The sequence below is a fragment of the Micromonospora sp. WMMD1076 genome (assembly GCF_029581475.1).
GTDB lineage: Bacteria > Actinomycetota > Actinomycetes > Mycobacteriales > Micromonosporaceae > Micromonospora > Micromonospora aurantiaca.
Genome location: NZ_CP120862.1, coordinates 5,923,201 through 5,943,950, shown reverse-complemented (window position 1 = coordinate 5,943,950; position 20,750 = coordinate 5,923,201). Strand labels below are relative to the sequence as shown.

Genomic DNA, 20,750 nt, shown 5'->3' with positions numbered 1-20,750 from the left:
GCCCGACGGCCCGACCTATGACCGGCACCCCACCTCCCGGCACGCCGCGTGTGCAGACCAGGATCACGGTCCCCGACCAGAAGATCATGGTGAACCTGCTCGGCGCGGGCGACGAGATCCTGCGGCTCGTCGAGCGCTCGATCGACAGCGACGTCCACGTCCGCGGCAACGAGATCACCATCACCGGCGCCCCCGCCGACAACGCCCTCGCCGAGCGCCTCTTCAGTGAGCTGCTCGAACTGATCGAGAAAGGCGAGACCCTGACCACAGACGCGGTACGGCGTACCGTCGGCATGCTCGAACAGGGCGGCGCCGAGCGGCCCGCCGAGGTCCTGACGCTCAACATCCTCTCCCGGCGCGGCCGCACCATCCGTCCCAAGACGCTGGGGCAGAAGAAGTACGTCGACGCGATCGACGCCCACACCATCGTCTTCGGCATCGGCCCGGCGGGTACCGGCAAGACGTACCTGGCCATGGCGAAGGCCGTGCAGGCGCTCCAGGCCAAGCAGGTCAACCGGATCATCCTGACCCGGCCGGCGGTCGAGGCGGGGGAGCGGCTGGGCTTCCTGCCCGGCACCCTGAACGAGAAGATCGACCCCTACCTGCGCCCGCTCTACGACGCGCTGCACGACATGCTCGACCCGGAGACCATCCCGAAGCTGATGGCCGCCGGCACGATCGAGGTCGCGCCGCTGGCGTACATGCGCGGGCGGGCCCAGCCGTACGACGCCCGGGTGCTGACCCCGGAGGGCTTCCGGCCGTTCGGCTCGCTCCAGGTCGGCGACCTGGTCATCGGCTCGGACGGGACGCCCACGCCGGTGATCGGCATCTATCCCCAGGGGCCGAAGCAGACCTACCGGGTCACCACGCAGGACGGCGCGTCCACGCTCTGCTGTGGTGAGCACCTGTGGACCGTCGCCACGCCGGACGACAAGCGGCATGGGCGCCGGCGCACGATCGAGACGCAGGAGATGATCGGCAAGGAGTGGCGAGGCCACACCCGTCGCTACGAACTCCCGCTCGTCGCGCCGGTGCAGATGGAGCCGCGGGCGGTTCCGCTCGACCCGTACGCGCTCGGGCTGCTGCTCGGCGACGGCGCGATCTCGTCCCGCGCCACGCCGGCCTTCTGCACCGCCGACCCGGAGCTGGCGACCGCGCTGGAGGAGGCGCTCGTCGACATCCAACTGGTCCGCAAGGGTGACTACGACTACGTCCTCCGGCACGTCAACGGGCACCGCGACGGCGTGATCGTGGCGAACCCGGTGACGGTGGCCGTCCGCGAACTGGGGCTGGCCGGGGCCACCTCGGGCACGAAGTTCGTCCCCGAGGTCTACAAGAACAACAGCGTCGGCGTCCGGCTGGCGGTCCTGCAAGGGCTGCTGGACACCGACGGCGGGCCGGTCACCCAGGCCGGACGCACGTGCCGTGTGCAGTACTCGACCACTTCCCCCCGGTTGTGCGACGACGTGGTCCACCTGGTCGAGTCGCTCGGAGGGGTGGCCACGGCGCGGGTTCGTCAGGCCGAGGGACGCAAGCCCGGGCTGGCGAAGGGCCGGCCGGTTCCGTACCGGTCCGACGCCTACGTCGTGGAGATCCGGCTACCCGCCGGTGTCGCGCCGTTCCGCCTGTCGCGTAAGCGCCGGGTCTACGACGAGCACGGCGGTGGCCGGCCGATGCGTTTCATCGACTCGATCATCCCGGCCGGGGTGCGGGAGACGATGTGCATCCAGGTCGCGGCGGAGGACTCGCTCTACGTCACCGACGACTTCCTGGTGACTCACAACACCCTCAACGACGCGTTCATCATCCTGGACGAGGCGCAGAACACCACGCCCGAGCAGATGAAGATGTTCCTCACCCGGCTCGGCTTCGGCTCGAAGATCGTCGTCACCGGTGACGTCACCCAGGTGGACCTTCCCGGCGGTACGACGAGCGGCCTGCGGGTGGTCCGGGAGATCCTGGACAACGTCGAGGACGTGCACTTCGCCCAGCTCTCCAGCTCCGACGTGGTGCGCCACAAGCTGGTGGGCGACATCGTCGACGCGTACGCCCGCTGGGACGCCGAGCGGGAGAACCAGCAGGCGCAGAGCGTGCACGCCGTACCGGGGCGGACCGCCCAGGGCGGCCGGGCCGGCCGGCGCCGCTGACCCACCGGCGCAAGCCGCCACATCATCAGAGGAAGACAGTTGTCCATCGAGATCGCCAACGAGTCCGGTGTCGACGTCGACACCGACGCCGTGCTCGCCGTCGCGCGGCACGCCCTCGACGAGATGGGGGTCAATCCCCTCGCCGAGCTGTCCGTGCTGCTCGTCGACATCGAATACATGTCGGAGCTGAACCACCGCTGGATGGGTGGCGACGGCCCGACCGACGTGCTCGCCTTCCCCATGGACGAGGGCAGCGTCGACCACGGCCCGGGGGAGAGCAGCCCGGCCGGCGGTGAGCCGGCCCTGCTCGGCGACATCGTGCTCTGCCCGGAGGTGGCGGCCAAGCAGGCCGCCGCCGCGGGGCACTCGGCCGCCGACGAGCTGCACCTGCTCACCGTGCACGGTGTGCTGCACCTGCTGGGCTACGACCACGCCGAGCCCGAGGAGGAGCGGGAGATGTTCGGTCTCCAGGCCCGGCTGCTGGCCAGCTGGCGGTCGACCCGGTCGCGGTGATGGACGCCTTGGCGGCGGTCCGCGCCCCCGCCGGTCTGCCCGATCTTCAACTCCTGGTCTTCGCCGCCGGGCTGGTGGTGCTCGCCGGCCTGATCGCGATGACCGAGGCGGCGCTTGCCGCTGTCTCCCCGGCCCGCGCCGCCGAGCTGACCCGGGACGGCGCACGCGGTGGGCGTGCCCTCCAGGCGGTCGCCGGTGACGTGGTCCGCCACCTGAACCTGCTGCTCCTGCTGCGTCTGCTGGCCGAGTTGACCGCCACCACGCTCGTCGCGCTGGTGGCTGTCGACACGTTCGGCGCGGGCTGGCGGGCGGCGCTGGTGACCGCCGGCGCGATGACAGTGGTGAGCTTCGTCGTGGTCGGCGTCGGCCCGCGGACCATCGGCCGCCAGCACGCGTACGCGGTCAGCCGCGCTGTCGCGCCGCTGGTGCGCTGGCTCGGCCGCGCGCTCAACCCGCTGGCGTCGCTGCTGATCCTGATCGGCAACGCGGTCACCCCCGGCAAGGGCTTCCGTGAGGGACCGTTCGCGACCCAGGTGGAGCTGCGGGAGCTGGTCGACCTGGCCGAGCAGCGCGGGGTGGTGGAGCACGGTGAGCGCCAGATGATCCACTCGGTCTTCGCGCTCGGCGACACCATCGCCCGTGAGGTGATGGTGCCGCGCACCGAGATGGTGTGGATCGAGGAACGCAAGACGCTCGCGCAGGCGCTGGCGTTGTTCCTGCGCTCCGGCTTCTCCCGGATCCCGGTGATCGGCGAGAACGTCGACGACGTGCTCGGTGTGCTCTACCTCAAGGATCTGATCCGGCGGGTGCAGGGCGACCAGGCCGCCCGGCAGATGCCGGTGGCCGAGCTGATGCGTCCGGCCACGTTCGTGCCGGAGTCCAAGCCGGTGGACGACCTGCTCTCCGAGATGCAGGCGGCCCGCAACCACCTGGTCATCGTGGTCGACGAGTACGGCGGTACCGGCGGGCTGGTCACCATCGAGGACATCCTGGAGGAGATCGTCGGGGAGATCACCGACGAGTACGATGTCGAGCGGCCGCCGGTCGAGCACCTGCCGGACGGGGCCGTGCGGGTGACCGCGCGGCTGCCGGTGGAGAATCTGGGCGAGCTGTTCGACACCGAGCTGCCCACCGACGAGGTGGAGACGGTCGGTGGTCTGCTCGCCCAGGCGCTCGGCCGGGTGCCCATCCCGGGCGCCGAGGCCGAGGTGGCCGGTCTGCGGCTGGTGGCCGAGGGCACGACCGGTCGGCGCAACCGGATCGACACGGTTCTGGTGAGCCGGGCCGACCGGGGTGACGCGCCGGAGGGCACCAACCGCGGCGATCCGCCCGATTCCCGTGGCGACAACAACCGTTCCGAGGAGAGGCAACCCGCCGATGCCTGAGTCACCCGCCGTACCGGCCGCACTGCCCACCCCCGCGGACCCGGCCGAGCTGAGCGCCGAGGACGCCAAGCTGGTCGTCCTGGCCCGGGGGGCGCGGAGCCGGGTGGCGGCCGTGGAGGGCGCCGCGGTCCGCGACCAGGACGGCCGGACGTACGCGGCGGCGAGCGTGGCGCTGCCGTCGCTGACCCTGACCGCGCTCCAGCTCGCTGTCGCCTCGGCGGTGGCGGCGGGCGCGAGCCGGCTGGAGGCCGCTGTGGTGGTGACCGAGGCGTCGACGCTGGACGGGGCCGGGCACGCCGCGGTGCGTGACCTCTCCGCCGACGCGCCGGTCCACGTGGCCGCGCCGGACGGCACCGTCCTCGGCACGGTGGTCGAGTGACCACGCCCGAGGCGCGCCCCTACCGGGCCGGTTTCGCCTGTTTCGTCGGGCGGCCGAACGCCGGCAAGTCGACGCTCACCAACGCGATCGTCGGCACCAAGATCGCGATCACCTCGAACAAGCCGCAGACCACCCGGCACATCATCCGGGCGGTGCTGCACCGGCCGGACTCGCAACTCGTGCTGGTCGACACCCCGGGTCTGCACCGGCCTCGTACGCTGCTCGGCGAGCGCCTCAACGACCTGGTGCGGGAGACCTGGAGCGAGGTCGACGTGATCGGCCTGTGCGTGCCGGCGAACGAGCCGATCGGCCGGGGTGACCGCTTCATCACCGGCGAGCTGGCCAGCCTCAAGGCTACAGTGCTGGCTGTGGTCACCAAGACCGACCTGGTCGACAAGAAGCGGCTGGCCGAGCAGTTGCTCGCGGTGAGCGAGCTGGGCGAGTTCGCCGACGTGGTGCCGGTCAGCGCGGTCTCCGGCCACCAGGTCGGCACGCTCGTCGACGTGATGACCGGCTACCTGCCGCCCTCGCCGCAGCTCTACCCGGACGACATGCTCACCGACGACCCGGAGCAGGTGCTCGTGGCGGAGCTGGTCCGCGAGGCGGCGCTGGAGGGCGTACGCGACGAGCTGCCGCACTCCATCGCCGTGGTGGTCGAGGAGATGATCCCGGAGGGCAACCTCACCAAGATCTACGCCGACGTGTACGTGGAACGCCCGAGCCAGAAGGCCATCGTCATCGGCCACCGGGGCAGCCGCCTCAAGCACGTGGGCACCACCGCCCGGCGGCAGATCGAGGAGCTGCTCGGCACCCGGGTCTACCTCGACCTGCACGTACGCGTGGCGAAGGACTGGCAGCGCGACCCGAAGCAGTTGCGCAAGCTCGGCTTCTGACGGGCGGCCGGAGTGGGCTCCGGCGGTGGGTGATCAGGATCAGCCAGACCTATGGGACATCTCACTTTCCATCGGTGTTCTTGGCTGTTTCACAGCTTCCGGGAGCAGGGTAGGGACCATTGTCTCTGCCCCCGGACCCCGCCGTGAGCTGATGCGAAACCGCTATCTGGACCTGCTCCGCTTCCTGGCCATCCTGCGCGTCGTCACCTACCACGTCACCGGTTACGCCACGCTCACGCTGGTGTTCCCGGCGATGTCGGTGATGTTCGCCCTGGCCGGGTCGCTGATGGCGGCGTCACTCGACCGCAGCGGGGCGCACGCGGTCGGCCGCCGGCTGCGCCGCCTCCTGCCGTCGCTGTGGGTGGTGGCCGCGGTCTTCGTACCGGCCATGCTGCTCACCGGGCTGGCGTTCAGCCCCAAGGTGCTGCTCTGGCTGTTCCCGATCGGCGACCCGCCGGCCAACTACTGGGGTGGGCTGGCGCTCAGCCCCATCTGGTACCTGCGGGACTACCTGTGGTTCGTGCTCGCCTCGCCGTTCGTGCTCTGGCTGTTCCGCCGGGCGCCGCTGCCCACGCTCGCCGCCCCGTACCTGCTGCTGGTCGCGATCGAGGTGGGCGTCCTGGCGAACCCGCCGACTGTGCTGCGCGAGTTCGGCCTCTACTTCGGCGCCTGGCTGCTCGGCTTCGCCCACCACGACGGGCTGCTGCGCCGGATGCGCAACCGGGTGCTGCTGCCGGTGGCCGCCGTGGTCGGCGCCGCCGGGCTGGCCTGGATCGTCGCCCATCCGGGTCCGCGCGGGTACGACATCAACGACATCCCGCTCGGCAACGCGCTCTGGTCGGCCGCGTTCATCCTGGTGGCGATCGGCCGGGCACCGGCCGGGGTGACCTGGGTCGACCGCGTGCCGGTGCTCGGCCGGGCGGTGACGGTGGTGAACCGGCGGGCGCTGACCGTCTACCTGTGGCACATGCCGTTCGTGGTGCTCCTCACCCCGCTCGTCGGCCTGGTCGGCTGGTCGCCGCGCGACCCGGTCGGCCTGTGGCTGCGGGTGGGGCTGGTCTTCGCCCTCGTCGGCGTGGTGACGCTCATGGTCGGCTGGGTCGAGGACGTCGCAGCCCGGCGTACCCCCGAACTGGTCCCCGGCGAGCCGCGACGGACCGTGGCCGACCGGGCGGCGGCCGCGCCGGCCGGCCCGGCCCCCGCCGGGGCCGAGGACGCGCTGGTGGGCGTCGGGGCGCGGGTGCCGGCACCGCGCCGCCCGGCCGAGGACCCCGGCCGGGGCGACGGCGCCCGGGCGGCCCGGCCGGACACGCCCGGCGGCGACTGAACGGCCACCGGGCGCGGCCCTACTGAGCGACCACGCGGCCCGACCAGGTGCGCCGTCCGCCTCAGCGGGTGCTGACCGTGACGTTGCCGCTGGTGGCGGACGCGTCGAGCTGCACCGACGCGGTCGGGTCGTCGGTGACGCGCACGTCGGTGTCGCCTGAGGTCGCGGTGGCGCGCACCCGGTAGCGGCCCGCCGGCACGGCCAGGTCGACGTCTCCGCTCGTGGCGTGCACCCGGGCCGGTGCCGGCTGGTCCAGCTCGACGACGATGTTGCCGGACGTGGTCTCCGCGTCGATCGCGGAGGCGAGCCGGCGGGCCTCGATGTCGCCGGAGCGGGCCCGCAGCCGTACCGGGCCGGTCGCCTGGACGACCCGGATGTTGCCCGACGTGGTGGACGCGCGGACCTCGCCGGTGGTGCCCCTGATGGTCAGGTCGCCGGAGCTGAGCGTGAACTCCACCGCGCCGACGTCGCTGAGGTCGACGTTGCCCGAGCCGGTGCCGCCGCGCACCACCACGCCGGGCGGCGCGGTCACCTCCCAGGAGATGCTGCACCGGTGCCCGCAGTCGGTGGGCAGGACGAGTTCGTCGCCCTTGATCTCGTACCGGCTGGTCGGCTCGTCGCCCTGGTAGCGGACCACGCGCTTGACGCGTACCTGGTCGGCGGGGCCGTTGGCCCGGACCACGACGTCGCCGGCGCCGTCGTCGTCCACGGTGATCTTCGTGATCTTCGTCCGCTCGGTCTGGTCGAAGTCGAGGCGGCGGAACGAGAGGGTGTCGCACCCGGCGAGGACGATGAGGGCGGTGGCCGCGGTGGCGGCCACCACGCCGCGTGGCCGGAAAGCGTTGCGTGGCCGGAAACCCGTGCGCGGCCGGGGAGCGGTGCGGAGCGAAGCCATGACCAGCACACTAGGTCCGGCCGGACGCCCGGCACATCGGGGATCGCCCGACCGTCCACCCCGAGCCGACCCTGAGATCGCACCCGGAGGGAGAATGGCCTGATGGCCGGGTACCGCCGACAGCTCTACCGCGACGACGCGGTGGTGCTGCGTGTGCAGAAGCTGGGCGAGTCCGACCGCATCATCACGCTGTTCACCCGCCGGCACGGCCGGTTGCGCGCGGTGGCCCGGGGCGTGCGGCGCACGACGAGCCGGTTCGGCGCCCGGCTGGAGCCGTTCGGGCACGTCGACCTCCAGCTCGCCGGTGACCCCAAGGGCAACCAGGGCAGCTCGTTGCACACCGTCAGCCAGGTCGAGGCGATCGAGCTGTACGGCAAGCGGTTCCTCGGCGACTACCCCCGCTACACCGCGGCCAGCGCGATCGCCGAGACCGCCGAGCGGCTCACCCCGGTCGAGCGCGAGCCGTCGCTGCGGCTGTTCCAGCTCACCCTCGGCGCGATGAAGTCGCTGGCCCGGGGCGAGCACGCCACCACGCTCGTGCTCGACGCGTACCTCCTGCGCGGCATGGCGTTCGCCGGCTGGGCGCCGGCGCTCGCCGCCTGCGCCGTGTGCGGCGAGCCGGGCCGGCACCGCGCGTTCTCCGTACCGGCCGGCGGCGCCGTCTGCCCGGACTGCCGGCCGCCCGGCGCCGCCCACCCCGCGCCCGCCACGCTGGAGCTGATGTCCGCGCTGACCTCCGGCGACTGGGGGTACGCCGACGCCGCGGAGACCGGCGTACGCCGGGAGTGCAGCGGGCTGGTCGCGGCGCACCTCCAGTGGCATCTGGAGCGCGCGCTACGCTCGCTGCCGCTGGTCGACCGGGGTGCCCCGGCGGCCGGCGCGGTCCCGTCGCCCGGCGGCGCGGGTCCGGGTATGGTCCCGCCGCGCTCCGGCGCCGGGCCCGTCGCCGGAGTGAACAGGGAGATGACCGAGTGATCCGATCGACGAGGGCGACCCGCCGCGAGCCGGTGCCGCCGACCCCGCACCCCTCCGGCGCCCGTCCGCCGGCGCTGCCGCCCGCGGCGGTGCCCCGGCACGTCGCCATCGTGATGGACGGCAACGGCCGCTGGGCCAAGGAGCGCGGGCTGCCCCGCACCAAGGGGCACGAGCAGGGTGAGCACAGCCTGTTCGACGCCGTCGAGGGCGCGATCGAGATGGGGATCCCCTACCTGTCGGCGTACGCGTTCTCCACCGAGAACTGGCGGCGCTCGCCGGACGAGGTCCGCTTCCTGATGGGCTTCAACAGGGACGTCATCCGCCGCCGCCGCGACCAGCTCGTCGACCTGGGCGTACGGGTGGTCTGGTCGGGCCGCGCCGGCCGGCTGTGGAAGAGCGTCATCTCCGAGCTGCAGACCGCCGAGGAGATGTCGCGCGGCAACTCGACGCTGACGCTGCAGTTCTGCGTCAACTACGGCGGCCAGGCCGAGATCGCCGACGCCGCCGCCGGGATCGCCCGCGACGTCGCCGCAGGCAAGCTCGACCCGGCCAAGGTGAACGAGAAGACGATCGCGCGCTACCTCTACCACCCCGAGGTGCCCGAGGTCGACCTGTTCCTGCGCCCCTCCGGCGAGCAGCGCATCTCCAACTTCCTGCTCTGGCAGACCGCGTACGCCGAGCTGGTCTACCTGGACACGCTCTGGCCCGACTTCGACCGCCGCCACCTCTGGTACGCCTGCGAGCTGTACGCCCAGCGCGACCGCCGCTTCGGCGGTGCCCTGCCCAACCCGGTCGCCCCGGGCGCCTGAGGTCACGCTTACCGACGCGCCGCGCTGGGTACCGATACCCCCAGACAGCAAACGCGGAGGTGAACCACATGATTCAGAAGCGGATCGCGCAGTGGGCGGTCATGGCGGTCGCCGTGCCGCTGGCGGCGGCCGGCGCGCGCCGGCTCAGCCACACCCTGGAGGCCCGTCGTGGCCCGTCCGGGGTGAGCCGTCTGCTGACCAAGGGCGCCGACCTGATCCGGCCGCAGAAGGCCAGGCGTCGCCGGTTCTTCTGACCCGGCCGCCCGACCCTGGTGGCTGCGGCCGACACCCGGCCCGGCCGTGACGCCCCGCATCCGGCTTTCCCGCCGGGCGCGGGGCGTTCCGCTCTACGATCGGCGCAGGGCGCGCCGCCGGGTGCGCGCCCGCCACGGGGGTGGAGGATGCGCGATCTCCGGTACGAGATGACTGCTGCCCTGGCCGCCGCCGAGCTGGTGGAGCCGGCCCGCCGGGACGCGGTCGCCGCACTGTGCGCCGACGTCGCGCAGCGGTGGTGCGCCGACCTCGGGCACACCCCCGCCGTCCGCTCCGGTGAGATCGGCGAGCTGGCGTCGGGCGAGCCGGCCGCCGGCTGGGCGCCCGACCCGGACGGTCAGCGGGCCTGGTGACCCGTCCGGCGGTGCTGTCTGCGCGGCTCACGCCTCCACTTCGGAACGGTCGCCCGCCCAGAGCGTGTGGAACGACCCGTCCCGGTCCACCCGGTGGTAGGTGTGCGCGCCGAAGTTGTCCCGCAGCCCCTGGATCAGCGCCGCCGGCAGCCGCCGCGCCCGCAGCGCGTCGAAGTAGGCCAGCGACGACCCGAAGGCCGGGGCCGGCACGCCCGCCCGGGCCGCGTCGGCCACCACCCGTCGCCAGGCCGGTACGCCGTCGCTGACCCGCTCGGCGAACCAGGGCGCGACGAGCAGCGTCGACAGGTCCGGCTCCGCGTCGTACGCCTCCCGGATCCGGTCCAGGAAACCGGCCCGGATGATGCAGCCGCTCCGCCAGATGGTGGCCGTGCCGCCCAGGTCGATGTCCCAGTCGTACTCCCGGCTGCCGGCCCGGATGTGGTCGAACCCCTGCGCGTACGCGACGATCTTGCTGGCCAGCAGCGCGCGGCGCACGTCCTCGACGAACGCGTCCCGGTCGTCCACCTGCCACTTGTCGCCCGCGTCGGCGAACACCCGGCGGGCGGCCTCGCGCTGGTCGGCGTGGCCGGACAGCGACCGGGCGAACGTGGCCTCGGCGATGCCGGTGATCGGGATGCCGAGATCCAGCGCGCTCTGCACGGTCCAGCGGCCGGTGCCCTTCTGCTCGGCCTGGTCGAGCACGATGTCCACGAACGCCTGGCCGGTGGCCGCGTCGGTGTGGCCGAGCACGTCGGCGGTGATCTCGACGAGGAACGACCCCAGCTCGCCGCCGTTCCACTCCCGGAAGATCTCCGCGATCTCCGCCGGGCTCGCCGACAGACCGGCCCGCAACAGGTCGTACGCCTCGGCGATGAGCTGCATGTCGGCGTACTCGATGCCGTTGTGGACCATCTTCACGAAGTGGCCCGCGCCGTCCGGCCCGATGTGCCGGCAGCAGGGCTCACCGTCCACCTGCGCGGCGATCCTCTCGAAGATCGGCCCCAGCTTGCGGTACGACTCGGCCGACCCGCCGGGCATGATGCTCGGGCCGAGAAGCGCGCCCTCCTCGCCGCCGGACACGCCGGTGCCGACGAAGTGCAGCCCGTGCTCGCGCAGCGCCTCCTCCCGGCGGCGGGTGTCGGCGAAGTGGGCGTTGCCGCAGTCGACGACGATGTCCCCCTTCTCCAGCAGCGGCACCAGCTCGTCGATCACCGCGTCGGTGGGCGCGCCAGCCTTCACCATCACGATCACCGCGCGGGGCCGCTCCAGCGAGCCGACGAAGTCCGCGAGCGACTCCGACGGCACGAACGTGCCCTCGTCGCCGTGCTCGGCGACCAGGCTGCGGGTACGTTCCGGCGACCGGTTGTGCACCGCCACGGCGAAACCGTTGCGGGCCAGGTTCCGGGCCAGGTTGCGGCCCATCACCGCCAGACCGGTGACCCCGATCTGCGCCGTCGCCTGCTCTGCCATGCGTACCGCCACCTCTCGTTCGTGCTGCCGTGCTGCGACCGTATCGCGATCGGCGACGCGGTGGACCGGGTCGTCGACGGGCGGTGAGTTCCCGGTGGCTGCGGGTGCGCGTCCGGTACCTCGGCTCCGGCGGTTTCCGTCTCTGCGGTCCGGCGGACGGCTTGTTGAAATCCGAAAATATAACTATATTGACGGATACCTTCTTGTGAGAGTCCGGTCAGGATGGCTGGGCGGGAGGGCTCAAATCGGGGGTGATGGTCATCCGTGCTCATCTGAGGAAAGCCGCGCACACCGCTCTGGTATTCGGACTGGCCGTCGGCGGGCTGTCGCTGGCCCCGAACTCACCGGCATCGGCCGCCTCGGCCGACTGCGTTGCCAAGAAGGACGTCAAGGCTGTCGACTGGGCGCCGGACCCGGTCAGGGTCATCGCCAGATGCTCCCACATCGCCGGTGGTACGGAGGCTCGGGGCTTCCTCGACATGCTGGCCTGCTGTGACAAGGAGACGTCCTGGTTCACCACGAAGAACAAGGACTACTACAGCGATTACGCGACCGGCAATTTCGAGCGGGTGGGGATCAACCTCCGCGATATCTGATTCCGCATGAATGAACCGATCAGGGGTGCTGCCGCCGGCCACCCCTGATCGGTTTCCCGGTCCGCCGGGCGAACATCGACGTGGTCATTCGAAGGTGGCGGGGATACCGGTCCGGCCGGATATCTCCCCGACGATGCGCGGATCCACGGACGCAGGGTCGCAGACGACGAGATCCTCCGCAGCGTGGACGCCCGCGCTGCTCTCGGGATGCCACACGACCACGCCGCCGACCGGCAGGAAGTCGACCACCTGACCATAGGGGTGCCGAGTCGCTTCCCCGGGATCGGCCGAGGCGGGCAGCCGTACGATCATTCCCGGTCGTAGCCATGGCGGCCGGTCCACCAGAAGCGAGACGTCCGCCGGACCGGATCCGTAGATGCGGGCGGCGGCGTGCTGTGCCATCTGGCCGAGTTCCGCCGAGCGCCGGGTGGTTCCCGCGTCGACAGGGCCGTCCGGCCCCTTGAGCACGAGGCGCATGGAACGGTCCGGGTTGAAATGAACATGCCCAGTGATGGTGCGTGACACCGCTCGCCCCCTCATTCGCGAATGCCGGTGTGTCGCGGGCTCCGGTCGACCCCGCGACACACCGGTCATCAACTGTAGTTCGCTGTCGGGGTCAGCCCGGGCTGCTGTTACAGGTGGTGGTGGAGTAGTGCCCCGCGATCCAGAACGCCGTGATGATTCCCTTGTAGCCGTAGTTCGAGCCGGAGTACGTGAAGTCGTTGGTGTCGACGACCACGCACATGGTCCGGTCTGTGCCCCCGGGCGTCTCGTGCTTGTGGCTGTAGACCTCCGAACCGGGGAACCGGCCCTCGATCCAGGACTTCTTGAGAGCTGCGGCCCACTGGGTCTTCGCGAAACTGGTCAGCTCGTGGTTGGCGGTGTTCCTGGTGCTGCCGCCGATGCCGATGTGCTGCTCCCCGAAGCTGTTGTTGCCGGTCCGCAGGGGAACCGGCCAGCCTCCGCCGTTCGTGAAGGACTGCACGATGTTCGCCGTCGCCGGACCGTCCTTGGGTGGTGTCAGAGCCATCGCCGGCGTTGCCGCCAGCACCGCGAGAGTGGTCATCGCCAACGCCACTGTGCCCCCGGCCAGCCCCCGCTTCCTGGCCCGAGCCCGCCTCGCATCCGTCGTGTTCGTCGTCAGACTCAAAAATCCTCCTACCGAAGAGCGGCGGTGGCGGAACCCTGCGCTGACACGAACGCGTGGCAGCAATTAGCCCGGCTTGGCCATCGCCTTGGAATGACGATTCTTGTAGATCGCCGTTGCTGCATGCTTTCGAAGCCTTGTGGTTCTGTCAAGGATTAATCACCACTCAAGTGTGATGCGTATCACAGCTATGGACATGGGTTTCGATGGATGGCAGCCTGGGCTTCAGGCTGGCTCGCCTTCGAGGTGGCGAGCCGCGGAGAACGGGGATGAAATTGCGCTGGAATCGGTCCAGGAAACTTTCGAGCGTCACCTTCGCCGTCATGCTGACGGCGGGTGGTCTTGCGCTGACGACCGCCGCGCCGGCGACTGCGGCCAGCGGCAACTGCACCGCACTCAAGGACGTAAAGGTCGTCAACTGGGCCCCCGACCCGGTGCGGGTCATCGCCAGTTGCAGCAGCCTGAGTGCGTCGAGCGAAGCTCGCGGATACCTCGACATGCTAGGGTGCTGCGACAAAGAGACATCTTGGTTCAGCAAGACCAACACCAATTACTACAGCGACTGGGCCTCCGGCAACTACGAGCGTGTGGGTATCGACTTCCGGGACCGCTGACAGTGGGCGAATAGTTTTATTGGCATGGCAGCGACGTTCCGGTCACTGCCATGCTTTCTTTTCCGCGCCGTGATGTGCGGAAAGTCCGCCGATCGGCCTGCCCTGGAGAGTGCTTCACATATGTTGTCCTGCCGTTCGGTAGCAGTCTCGTACGCCTCGGGCCGCGTGGTCTCCAAGCCGCTCGTCAAAGTGGACCTCGAAGTCGCGCCGGGAGAGACAGTCGCGCTGATGGGCCCCAGCGGGAGCGGCAAGTCGACGCTCCTGCGCGTCCTCGGCGGTCTCCAGCGGCCCGAACGCGGCAGTGTCCGCATCAAGGGAGCTCCGGTTCGGGTGGGCCACGGCACCGTGGATCCGAGGGTGGCGTTCATTCACCAGGACAGCCGACTGGTCGACTTCCTGTCGGTCCACGACAACCTGCGGCTCGCGCTCGAGGTGCGGGGCATCGCGTACGCGCCGGACCGGGTCGAGGAGGCTCTCGCCGCGGTCGGCCTGGCCGACAAGCGGGGGCGGATGCCGCAGTCGTTGTCCGGCGGCGAACGGCAGCGGGTGTCGCTGGCTCGCGCCCTGGTCGTGGCCGCGCCCGTCGTCCTTGCCGACGAGCCGACCGGCGCTCTCGACCGCGCGAACTCCGAGATGGTCGCCGAGCTGCTGCGAGCGGTTGCGTCCCGGGGCGACGTCTGCGTCGTGGTGGCCACTCACGATCACCACGTGGCCCGGATGATGGACCGGGGCGTGTATCTCCACGACGGCCAGTCGATGGCGGCGGAGATGCACGCGTGAACCTGTACGCGCGGCTCGCGCTGCGTTTCGCCGTCTACCACCGCGCGCTGCTGACCGCCGTGCTCTGCACGATGCTCGTGCTGAGCGCCTTCGCCGGCGCGCTCGCGATCTTCGACCGTTCCGCCCGGGAGGCCGTGGCGACCTCGGTGCGGGCGGACAGTGGCGGCAAACGGTACGCGCTGCAGGTGCTCACCCCGGGGCCGGTGGCCGGTCTCTTGGCGGCCGACCCGGCGCTGCACCCCGTGTGGGACGACGACGGATCGGTGACGGTGGGTGGACGGCAGAGCCCCGCGTCGGTGCGGCTGCTGCGGGACCCTCTACCCGTCGGAGTGCTGACCCAGGGCGCCTTCCCGGCGCGCGACGACGAGGCGACGATCTCGACCCACCTCGCTGGTCTGCTCGGAGTCTCCGTCGGGGACACCGTCACGGTGTCGGCGTCGGGCCCCTCGCGGGAGGTCCGGGTGAGCGGCATCACGAGCAGGCCCGAGGACCGCTCGTACCGTGGGGTGGTCCTGCTGGGCGCCGGTCTTCCCGCCGGGGACGCCGATCTCTGGCTCACCGATCGGCGGCCCTTCTCCGATCCGACGCTCGAACCGCTGCTGCAACGCGGTGACCTCGCCGCGCGGACCACGTCGATCCTCGCTCAGGACCGGGCCGCCGGATTCCAGTCCGCGCTCCTGTCGACGACGCGGCAGGTGTCCCGGGTGGTTGTCGTCCTGGGCGCGGTCATGGCGCTCCTCCTGCTGGTCGTGACGTCCCGGGCCACTAGACGGGAGGTGGCCGCGTTGACCGCTGTCGGGATCAGGGAGTCGCGAGCGCGGCTGTTGCCGATTGCGATGGCCGTGCTGGCGATCGTCGGCGGAGCCGTCCTGGGTGCGGCACTGGCGCTCGTCGTCCTGTCCCGGGCGGCAAGCGGCGTGGCCGGGCTCGTCGGCCAGGAGTGGAGCGGCGTGGTCGTCCCGTGGTCGTCGCTGAGTGCAGTCCTGGCGGTGGTGGTGGCCGGGGCCGCCGTGGGTGTCAGCGTGGCGGTCTGGGGCCGGCGGTACCGCCCCCGGTACGGCCCCTCCTGGCGATCGCGTCCCCGGCTGGCCATCAGTCTCACCGCTCTCGGCCTCGCCTGCATGCTGCTTCCTTTCGTGGACGTGCTGCCAGTCGAGGCCGCCGTACCGGGTGCCGTTCTGCTGGCCCTCACCGTGCCGGCCGCGATGGTGCCGATCTCGACGGCCCGCGCCGCGCCCGCGTCACGGCGCCTCGTCCTGGCCCTGACCACGCCGTTCGCGCTAGCCGGTGCACTCACCTCGCTGCTGGCGCTCGGAACCGCGTACTACTCGGCGTACATCACCCACGCCGGTATCGCGAGCGTTCGCTCATCACCCGCAGTCCAGCCGACCGGTTCCTACCTCGTCTACAACGTGCCCGCCCCGGCTGGCGAGGCGCTCCGCGACGAGTATCGGCGACTGGGTGGCAGCCGTACCGCGACCTACCAGCTCCCGGTGGAGGACACCCACACCCTCCGGGTCTCCGGCGAGAGGGCGGTCGGCTGCATGCGCGCCTCCGGTGGCAACGACCCCATGGACCACCTGAGCTGCCTGCCCAAGGACACGTCGTCGCCGGTCAACATCGTGGCGCTCTCGTCCGCTCTCGGTGACGGCGAGGCGCGGGCCGATCCAGGGCTGATCGAGGGCGACCGCGTCGGCCTGATCGACTTCGACCTCGACACCTCGGCGGTCAAGTCGCTCGAGACCGTGCCGGCCACCGGCGACGAGACGCTGGGCGGGAACATGCCCGGGCTGGTGGTCGCCCCGGACAGCGACATCGCCAAGCGGTACGGGCTGCGGGCGTCCGACGCCGTCCTGGTCGCGCTTCTGGACTTCGGGACGCTGGACGAGGCGGCACAGGCGCGGTTCCGTGCCACTGTGGCCCGGCTCGCTGCCACCGGGCAGACGTCGGAGCTCGTCGGGCAGAAGACTCCCGAACTGGCCGTCGGGGTCTGGACGGCGGCGGCGGGTGCGGCCGCCGTCTGCCTGCTCTGGGTCAGCGTCGGCACGGTCATTTCGACCAGCCAGCTTCGGCAGCGCGCCATGTACGCCGCAGCCGGCGCCGGCCGGCGACACCGCCGCCTGCTGGCGGCACGGCTGATGGCGCCGCCGTTCGCCGGTTTCCTGCTGACCGGAGTGATCGCGATCTGCGCCGCATGGATCTCCGGCGTCCACGACGGCAGCCCGTTCGGCTGGTGGTGGATGTTGCCGTCGCTGGCCGGAATGGCAGCTGTTCTGGTCGTCGGCGGGCACTACGCCCGGCCTGTTCGGCCGCCGAGTTGACCGGTGGGTGGCAGTGCGTCTCTCGCGTTAATTCGGATGCGGGGCGCTCCGGTCGCGGGATAGCGTTACGGCATGCGTAAGTGACGCCCCACCTCCGAGCCCGGTCCACCGCCGAAGTGCCATGGACCCGTCCCGCTCCGGGCGTCCGCATCCCTTCCCCGCCGCCGTCGGTCGCGGTGTCTGTTGTGATCGGAACGCACCGGAGCCCTCGCTCGGCGCGTCCCGGTCGGCGCGCCCGCACGACAGGAGGCCCGCGAATGCCTGCGAAGCGCAATCCGAAGAAGTCCCGCAAGCAGTCCACGCCGAACCTCGACGCGCTCACCGTGACGCCGCCCGCGGTGGTGCCCCCCACGGAGCCGCTGGCGTCCACCGTGTCCCCGGACGCGGTGCCGCCCACTGTGGCTGCGCCAACGGTCTCGCCTGCGGCGGATGCGCCGGCGGTCTCGCCCGTCATCGGCGCGATGGTGCCCGCGGTGGCTGCGGGATCGGTGTCGCTCCCGGAGTCCCCGGAGATCCCGGCCCTGCCCGGCGCGTCCGCGAAGCCGCCCCGGTCCGGCCCCCCGTCGGGGCGGCAGGCCCGGCTCGGCGGGCGTAGCCAGCGCGCCGGCCAGACCCGGTTCTACGCCTTCCGCCGCAGCTGACCGACAGCCCCGTCCCGGTCAGCGGCTCACCGGGCAGGCCCCTCATCCGGGGCCTGCCCGGGCGTCCCTGAAGATCTTGGAAGATACCGGTTGAACCCGCCATAGGGGCCGTTCCGTACCGAGATCTTGCCCGGTCGTGGTCGATCATGAAGTTGACGGCGGAAAAACGGGCAACCGGTGCCGTCAACTTCATGATCAACGGGGCGGAGGGGAGGCGCGGGTCAGCCGATCAAGGGGCGGAAGGTGCCCAGGGCGATGCTTGTGGCCAGCGCGCCTGCCGCCAGCAGCGCGGCGCCTGCCACGAGCAGGGCGTCAGCACGGGTGAACCGCTGCGGGCGGGCCACAGTGCGCGGGGTGCCCGCGTCGAAGCCCCGGGCGTCCATCGCCACCGCCAGCCGGGTGCCCCGCCGGATCGCGCCCACCAGCAGCGTGAACGCTGTGGACGCGAACAGCCGCAGCTTCGCCACCGGGTTGCGTCCGGCGTCCACGCCGCGCGCCCGGCGGGCCATGCTGATCATCCGCCACTCCTGTTCCAGCAGCGGCACCATCCGGAACGCGGCGAGCGCCCCGATGGCGAACCGGGCCGGCGCCTTCGCGTTCTGGATCAACGCGTCGGCCAGGTCGGTCGGATCGGTGGTGGCGAACACGACGATGCCGGGCAGGGCCACCGCGACCATCCGCAGCACCAGCCCGAGCGCTGTCGTCAGCACGCCCTCGGTGACCAGGATCGGCCCGGCCTGGAGCAGCACCGGGCCGGAGCGGTCGGCCGCGAAGAGCACGAGTGTGACGAGGATGCCGACGGCGCCGGCCAGCAGCGGCCAGGCCCGCCGGGCCAGCACCTGGTAGCGGACACCGAACAGCGGCAGCACCGCGAGTTCGACGGCGATGGCGATGGCCGGTGCCACCGGGTCGAGCGTCGCCACCAGGATCACCGTGAAGACCAGCGCGGCGGCCAGCTTCGCCACCGGGTTGCGGCGGGCCAGCGTGGCGCCGGGTGCGGCGACCGGTTCGAGGCCGATCACGGCACACCTCCGGCAGCCGGGCCGTCGTCGCCCGAGCGCTCGGCACCGGCCGAGGGCCGCCCGTCGAGGGAGCGCTCCGCGGCGGACGGTGACCGGTCCAGGGTGAGCGTCCGGTCGGCCAGCGCGGCGACGAAGTCCTCGTCGTGGGTCACCGTGACCACGCCGTGCCCGGCGTCGCGCAGTTCGGCGAGCAGGTCGACCAGCTCCAGCCAGGTCCGCCGGTCCTGGCCGAACGTGGGCTCGTCGCAGATCAGCAGGCGGGGCGCGGTGGCCAGCGCCGTCGCCACGCTCAGCCGCCGCGCCTCACCACCGGAGAGGGTGTACGGGTTGGCGCCGGCCAGCCGGTCCAGCCGCAGCCGGTGCAACAGCTCGTCGACTGTGGCGGTCACCGCCGGCTCGGGCCGGCCGGTGCGGCGCGGGCCGAGCGCCAGCTCGTCGCGGACCGTGGCGGTGACGAACTGGTGCTCCGGGTCCTGGAAGACCGAGCCGATGCGGCGTACCAGCGCGGGTGCCCGCCAGCGGTGCGGGGGAGTACGCGCGTCCCGCCCGGCGAGTTCCGCCGACGCGGTGACGGTGCCCGTGCCGGGTTTCAGCAGGCCGCCCAGGAGCAGCGCCAGTGTGGACTTCCCGGCCCCGTTGGGGCCGAGGACGGCGAGCGCCTCGCCGGCGCGTACCCGAAGATCGGTGGGGTCGAGCCGCGGCGGCAGGCCGAGCCGCTCCGCGGTGAGCAGCACGTCGCCGGGCGGCGTGCTGGCGTGGCGGGGTGGCGCGACGTGGCCGGGTACCCAGACCCCGGCGGCGGCCAGCGCGTCGCCGTGCGCGGCGAAGACCTCGTCGGGCGGCCCGTCGGCGCGCACCCCGCCGCCGGGTTCCAGCACCACGACGCGGTCGACCAGTGGCAGCGCCTCGATGACCCGGTGCTCGACCAGGACCATCGTGGCGTCCCTGTTGAGCGCGTTCGCGACGGCCCGGCGGATCAGGGTGGCACCGGCCGGGTCGAGGTTGGCTGTGGGCTCGTCGAGCAGGAGCAGCCCGGGGCGCAGCGCGAGCGTGCCGGCCAGCGCCAGCCGCTGCTGCTCGCCGCCGCTGAGCGCGGCGGTGGGGCGGTCCCTGTCGTACGGGAAGCCGACCCGGTGCAGCGCCTCGTCGACGCGGGGCCAGATCTCCCCGGCGGGTACGCCACGGTTCTCCAGCCCGAACGCCACGTCGTCGCCGGAGCGGGCCATGACGAGCTGGGTCTCCGGGTCCTGGAAGACGATGCCGACGCGCTCGCGGGCCTTGCGCGGGTCCAGCCCGTCGATCTCGACGGTGCCCTCCTGCTCGCCGGAGTCCTCCGGCAGCAGCCCGGCCAGCGCGGCCAGCAGCGTGCTCTTACCGGCACCGGAGGGCCCGAGCAGCAGCACCCGCTCGCCGCTCTCCACGCGCAGATCCACCCCGCGCAGAGCCCAGCGTTTCCGTCCGCCGTGCCGCCACCCGAACCCCCGCAGCACCACCCCGCTCACCGCCCGCCCACCCCCTCTCCTGGCCCAGCCTGCGTGATCAAGGAGTTCGCGTCCGGAGAACCGTGCCCGGCGGACGCAAACTCCTTGATCACCGGGCGGGGTGGGGTGAGGCCTCAGACCAGGGCTCGGTCGCGGCCGGCGGGGAAGCGGTCCAGGACGCCGGTGTTCGCCAGCGCGCGAGTGAGGACGTGCGCGCCCAGACCGGCGACGATCGTGGCGCTGACGATCGTGATCAGCGCATACGGGAGGCGGTAGGAGGCGAAGTCGAACGCCTTGTTCCAGTAGACGAAGTCGAAGATCGCCGCGCCGAGGCCGGTCAGCGCGCCGGCCAGCACCGCCACCGGCAGGCGGAACGAGCGGTACCGGAACGCGGCGAAGGCCAGCTCGGCGCCGATGCCCTGCATCAGGCCCTGCAGGATCACGATGCTCGCCCACTGGCTGCCCAGCAGGGCGGAGATGATCGCGGCCACCGTCTCGCAGTACAGCGCGGCGCCCGGCTTGCGGATGATCAGGCCGGCGAGCACTGCCGGGATCAGCCACACGCCGTAGAGCACGGCCTGTGCCGGCGGGAAGAACGCGAACGCCGCGTCGGTGGCGCTCCAGAGCAGGCCCCAGGCCCAGAAGACGACGCCGAAGGCGACGGCGATGACCGAGGCGACGACGATGTCGACGGTACGCCAGCGGTTGCTGTCGGTGTGGTTCACGGTT

At 72.0% G+C, this 20,750-nt stretch carries 21 protein-coding genes and 3 pseudogenes; 17 read left to right on the top strand and 7 right to left on the bottom strand.

Going from position 1 to position 20,750, the window contains the following annotated elements; translation table 11 throughout:
- Positions 1 to 17: 17 nt before the first annotated feature.
- The 8 genes and pseudogenes from O7622_RS26805 to O7622_RS26770 all read left to right on the top strand — a co-directional run.
- Positions 18 to 713 (top strand): annotated as a pseudogene (locus O7622_RS26805) (PhoH family protein); the annotation flags it as partial.
- Positions 702 to 1,523 (top strand): annotated as a pseudogene (locus O7622_RS29265) (LAGLIDADG family homing endonuclease); the annotation flags it as partial. The pseudogenes O7622_RS26805 and O7622_RS29265, both read left to right, overlap by 12 nt.
- A 261-nt stretch (positions 1,524 to 1,784) precedes the next feature.
- Positions 1,785 to 2,147 (top strand): annotated as a pseudogene (locus O7622_RS26795) (PhoH family protein); the annotation flags it as partial.
- Between the two features lie 39 nt (positions 2,148 to 2,186).
- Positions 2,187 to 2,660 (top strand): rRNA maturation RNase YbeY, encoded by a 474-nt coding sequence (gene ybeY / locus O7622_RS26790; protein ID WP_091421737.1) that lies wholly within the window; start codon positions 2,187 to 2,189, stop codon positions 2,658 to 2,660.
- On the top strand, positions 2,636 to 4,045 hold the full coding sequence (locus O7622_RS26785; RefSeq protein ID WP_282314235.1) for a hemolysin family protein: 1,410 nt from the start codon (positions 2,636 to 2,638) through the stop codon (positions 4,043 to 4,045). Before ybeY ends, O7622_RS26785 begins: the two co-directional genes overlap by 25 nt.
- A complete protein-coding gene (locus O7622_RS26780; protein WP_120568509.1) occupies positions 4,038 to 4,424 on the top strand; it encodes a cytidine deaminase in 387 nt (128 codons plus the stop codon). The genes O7622_RS26785 and O7622_RS26780 overlap by 8 nt, the downstream gene beginning before the upstream one ends.
- The gene (gene era / locus O7622_RS26775; protein ID WP_282310902.1) at positions 4,421 to 5,317 is read left to right on the top strand and encodes a GTPase Era; all 897 of its coding nucleotides are present in this window, start codon (positions 4,421 to 4,423) and stop codon (positions 5,315 to 5,317) included. The genes O7622_RS26780 and era overlap by 4 nt, the downstream gene beginning before the upstream one ends.
- Before the next feature lie 151 nt (positions 5,318 to 5,468).
- Positions 5,469 to 6,644 (top strand): acyltransferase, encoded by a 1,176-nt coding sequence (locus O7622_RS26770; protein WP_282310901.1) that lies wholly within the window; start codon positions 5,469 to 5,471, stop codon positions 6,642 to 6,644.
- A gap of 61 nt (positions 6,645 to 6,705) precedes the next feature.
- On the opposite strand, the gene O7622_RS26765 is transcribed toward O7622_RS26770, so the two are convergent.
- A complete protein-coding gene (locus tag O7622_RS26765) occupies positions 6,706 to 7,539 on the bottom strand; it encodes a DUF4097 family beta strand repeat-containing protein (RefSeq protein WP_282310900.1) in 834 nt (277 codons plus the stop codon).
- Positions 7,540 to 7,641: 102 nt separating this feature from the next.
- Between O7622_RS26765 and recO the strand changes: the two genes are divergently transcribed.
- The 4 genes from recO (at position 7,642) to O7622_RS26745 (ending at position 9,949) form a co-directional block, all read left to right on the top strand.
- Positions 7,642 to 8,514 carry a DNA repair protein RecO gene (gene recO, locus O7622_RS26760; protein WP_282310899.1) on the top strand — a complete coding sequence of 291 codons (873 nt, stop codon included), beginning with the start codon at positions 7,642 to 7,644 and terminating at the stop codon, positions 8,512 to 8,514.
- 32 nt (positions 8,515 to 8,546) lie between these two features.
- Entirely contained in the window at positions 8,547 to 9,323 is a 777-nt protein-coding gene (locus tag O7622_RS26755) for an isoprenyl transferase (RefSeq protein WP_018787341.1), read from the top strand.
- Positions 9,324 to 9,391: 68 nt separating this feature from the next.
- Positions 9,392 to 9,577, top strand: a complete 186-nt coding sequence (locus tag O7622_RS26750) for a hypothetical protein (RefSeq protein ID WP_013287960.1) — start codon at positions 9,392 to 9,394, stop codon at positions 9,575 to 9,577.
- Positions 9,578 to 9,724: 147 nt separating this feature from the next.
- The gene (locus O7622_RS26745; protein WP_282310898.1) at positions 9,725 to 9,949 is read left to right on the top strand and encodes a thioredoxin reductase; all 225 of its coding nucleotides are present in this window, start codon (positions 9,725 to 9,727) and stop codon (positions 9,947 to 9,949) included.
- Positions 9,950 to 9,976: 27 nt separating this feature from the next.
- Here the strand turns inward: O7622_RS26745 and gndA are convergent, their stop codons facing one another.
- A complete protein-coding gene (gene gndA, locus O7622_RS26740; RefSeq protein WP_282310897.1) occupies positions 9,977 to 11,419 on the bottom strand; it encodes an NADP-dependent phosphogluconate dehydrogenase in 1,443 nt (480 codons plus the stop codon).
- A gap of 254 nt (positions 11,420 to 11,673) precedes the next feature.
- On the opposite strand from gndA, the gene O7622_RS26735 reads away from it, so the two are divergent.
- A complete protein-coding gene (locus O7622_RS26735; protein ID WP_282310896.1) occupies positions 11,674 to 12,015 on the top strand; it encodes a hypothetical protein in 342 nt (113 codons plus the stop codon).
- Between the two features lie 84 nt (positions 12,016 to 12,099).
- On the opposite strand, the gene O7622_RS26730 is transcribed toward O7622_RS26735, so the two are convergent.
- Positions 12,100 to 12,540, bottom strand: coding sequence for a hypothetical protein (locus tag O7622_RS26730; protein ID WP_282310895.1), 441 nt, complete (start codon positions 12,538 to 12,540; stop codon positions 12,100 to 12,102).
- Between the two features lie 91 nt (positions 12,541 to 12,631).
- Positions 12,632 to 13,081, bottom strand: a complete 450-nt coding sequence (locus O7622_RS26725; RefSeq protein ID WP_282310894.1) for a hypothetical protein — start codon at positions 13,079 to 13,081, stop codon at positions 12,632 to 12,634.
- Positions 13,082 to 13,431: 350 nt separating this feature from the next.
- On the opposite strand from O7622_RS26725, the gene O7622_RS26720 reads away from it, so the two are divergent.
- From O7622_RS26720 to O7622_RS26705, 4 genes are all read left to right on the top strand, one after another.
- Positions 13,432 to 13,776 (top strand): hypothetical protein, encoded by a 345-nt coding sequence (locus O7622_RS26720; RefSeq protein WP_282310893.1) that lies wholly within the window; start codon positions 13,432 to 13,434, stop codon positions 13,774 to 13,776.
- Between the two features lie 24 nt (positions 13,777 to 13,800).
- A complete protein-coding gene (locus O7622_RS26715) occupies positions 13,801 to 14,556 on the top strand; it encodes an ATP-binding cassette domain-containing protein (protein ID WP_282310892.1) in 756 nt (251 codons plus the stop codon).
- Positions 14,553 to 16,877 carry a hypothetical protein gene (locus O7622_RS26710; protein ID WP_282310891.1) on the top strand — a complete coding sequence of 775 codons (2,325 nt, stop codon included), beginning with the start codon at positions 14,553 to 14,555 and terminating at the stop codon, positions 16,875 to 16,877. The genes O7622_RS26715 and O7622_RS26710 overlap by 4 nt, the downstream gene beginning before the upstream one ends.
- A 257-nt stretch (positions 16,878 to 17,134) precedes the next feature.
- Positions 17,135 to 17,518 (top strand): hypothetical protein, encoded by a 384-nt coding sequence (locus O7622_RS26705; protein ID WP_282310890.1) that lies wholly within the window; start codon positions 17,135 to 17,137, stop codon positions 17,516 to 17,518.
- A gap of 221 nt (positions 17,519 to 17,739) precedes the next feature.
- Here O7622_RS26705 and O7622_RS26700 read toward each other — a convergent pair whose 3' ends face one another.
- The 3 genes from O7622_RS26700 to O7622_RS26690 all read right to left on the bottom strand — a co-directional run bounded on the left by O7622_RS26700 (position 17,740) and on the right by O7622_RS26690 (position 20,746).
- Complete coding sequence (locus O7622_RS26700; RefSeq protein WP_282310889.1) at positions 17,740 to 18,540, bottom strand: energy-coupling factor transporter transmembrane component T; 801 nt, start codon at positions 18,538 to 18,540, stop codon at positions 17,740 to 17,742.
- Positions 18,537 to 20,042, bottom strand: coding sequence for an ABC transporter ATP-binding protein (locus tag O7622_RS26695; RefSeq protein ID WP_282310888.1), 1,506 nt, complete (start codon positions 20,040 to 20,042; stop codon positions 18,537 to 18,539). The genes O7622_RS26700 and O7622_RS26695 overlap by 4 nt, the downstream gene beginning before the upstream one ends.
- Positions 20,043 to 20,155: 113 nt before the next feature.
- The gene (locus O7622_RS26690) at positions 20,156 to 20,746 is read right to left on the bottom strand and encodes an ECF transporter S component (protein ID WP_013475532.1); all 591 of its coding nucleotides are present in this window, start codon (positions 20,744 to 20,746) and stop codon (positions 20,156 to 20,158) included.
- Positions 20,747 to 20,750 lie beyond the last annotated feature (4 nt).

Excerpts from the sequence above, each read along its gene's own strand:
- O7622_RS26715 (WP_282310892.1), top strand. The coding sequence starts at position 13,801 with ATGGCAGCGACGTTCCGGTCACTGCCATGCTTTCTTTTCCGCGCCGTG.
- recO (WP_282310899.1), top strand. The coding sequence starts at position 7,642 with ATGGCCGGGTACCGCCGACAGCTCTACCGCGACGACGCGGTGGTGCTG.
- gndA (WP_282310897.1), bottom strand. The coding sequence starts at position 11,419 with ATGGCAGAGCAGGCGACGGCGCAGATCGGGGTCACCGGTCTGGCGGTG.
- O7622_RS26765 (WP_282310900.1), bottom strand. The coding sequence starts at position 7,539 with ATGGCTTCGCTCCGCACCGCTCCCCGGCCGCGCACGGGTTTCCGGCCA.
- O7622_RS26720 (WP_282310893.1), top strand. The coding sequence starts at position 13,432 with ATGAAATTGCGCTGGAATCGGTCCAGGAAACTTTCGAGCGTCACCTTC.
- O7622_RS26725 (WP_282310894.1), bottom strand. The coding sequence starts at position 13,081 with ATGACCACTCTCGCGGTGCTGGCGGCAACGCCGGCGATGGCTCTGACA.
- O7622_RS26770 (WP_282310901.1), top strand. The coding sequence starts at position 5,469 with ATGCGAAACCGCTATCTGGACCTGCTCCGCTTCCTGGCCATCCTGCGC.
- O7622_RS26735 (WP_282310896.1), top strand. The coding sequence starts at position 11,674 with ATGGTCATCCGTGCTCATCTGAGGAAAGCCGCGCACACCGCTCTGGTA.
- O7622_RS26780 (WP_120568509.1), top strand. The coding sequence starts at position 4,038 with ATGCCTGAGTCACCCGCCGTACCGGCCGCACTGCCCACCCCCGCGGAC.
- O7622_RS26750 (WP_013287960.1), top strand. The coding sequence starts at position 9,392 with ATGATTCAGAAGCGGATCGCGCAGTGGGCGGTCATGGCGGTCGCCGTG.
- O7622_RS26745 (WP_282310898.1), top strand. The coding sequence starts at position 9,725 with ATGCGCGATCTCCGGTACGAGATGACTGCTGCCCTGGCCGCCGCCGAG.
- O7622_RS26705 (WP_282310890.1), top strand. The coding sequence starts at position 17,135 with ATGCCTGCGAAGCGCAATCCGAAGAAGTCCCGCAAGCAGTCCACGCCG.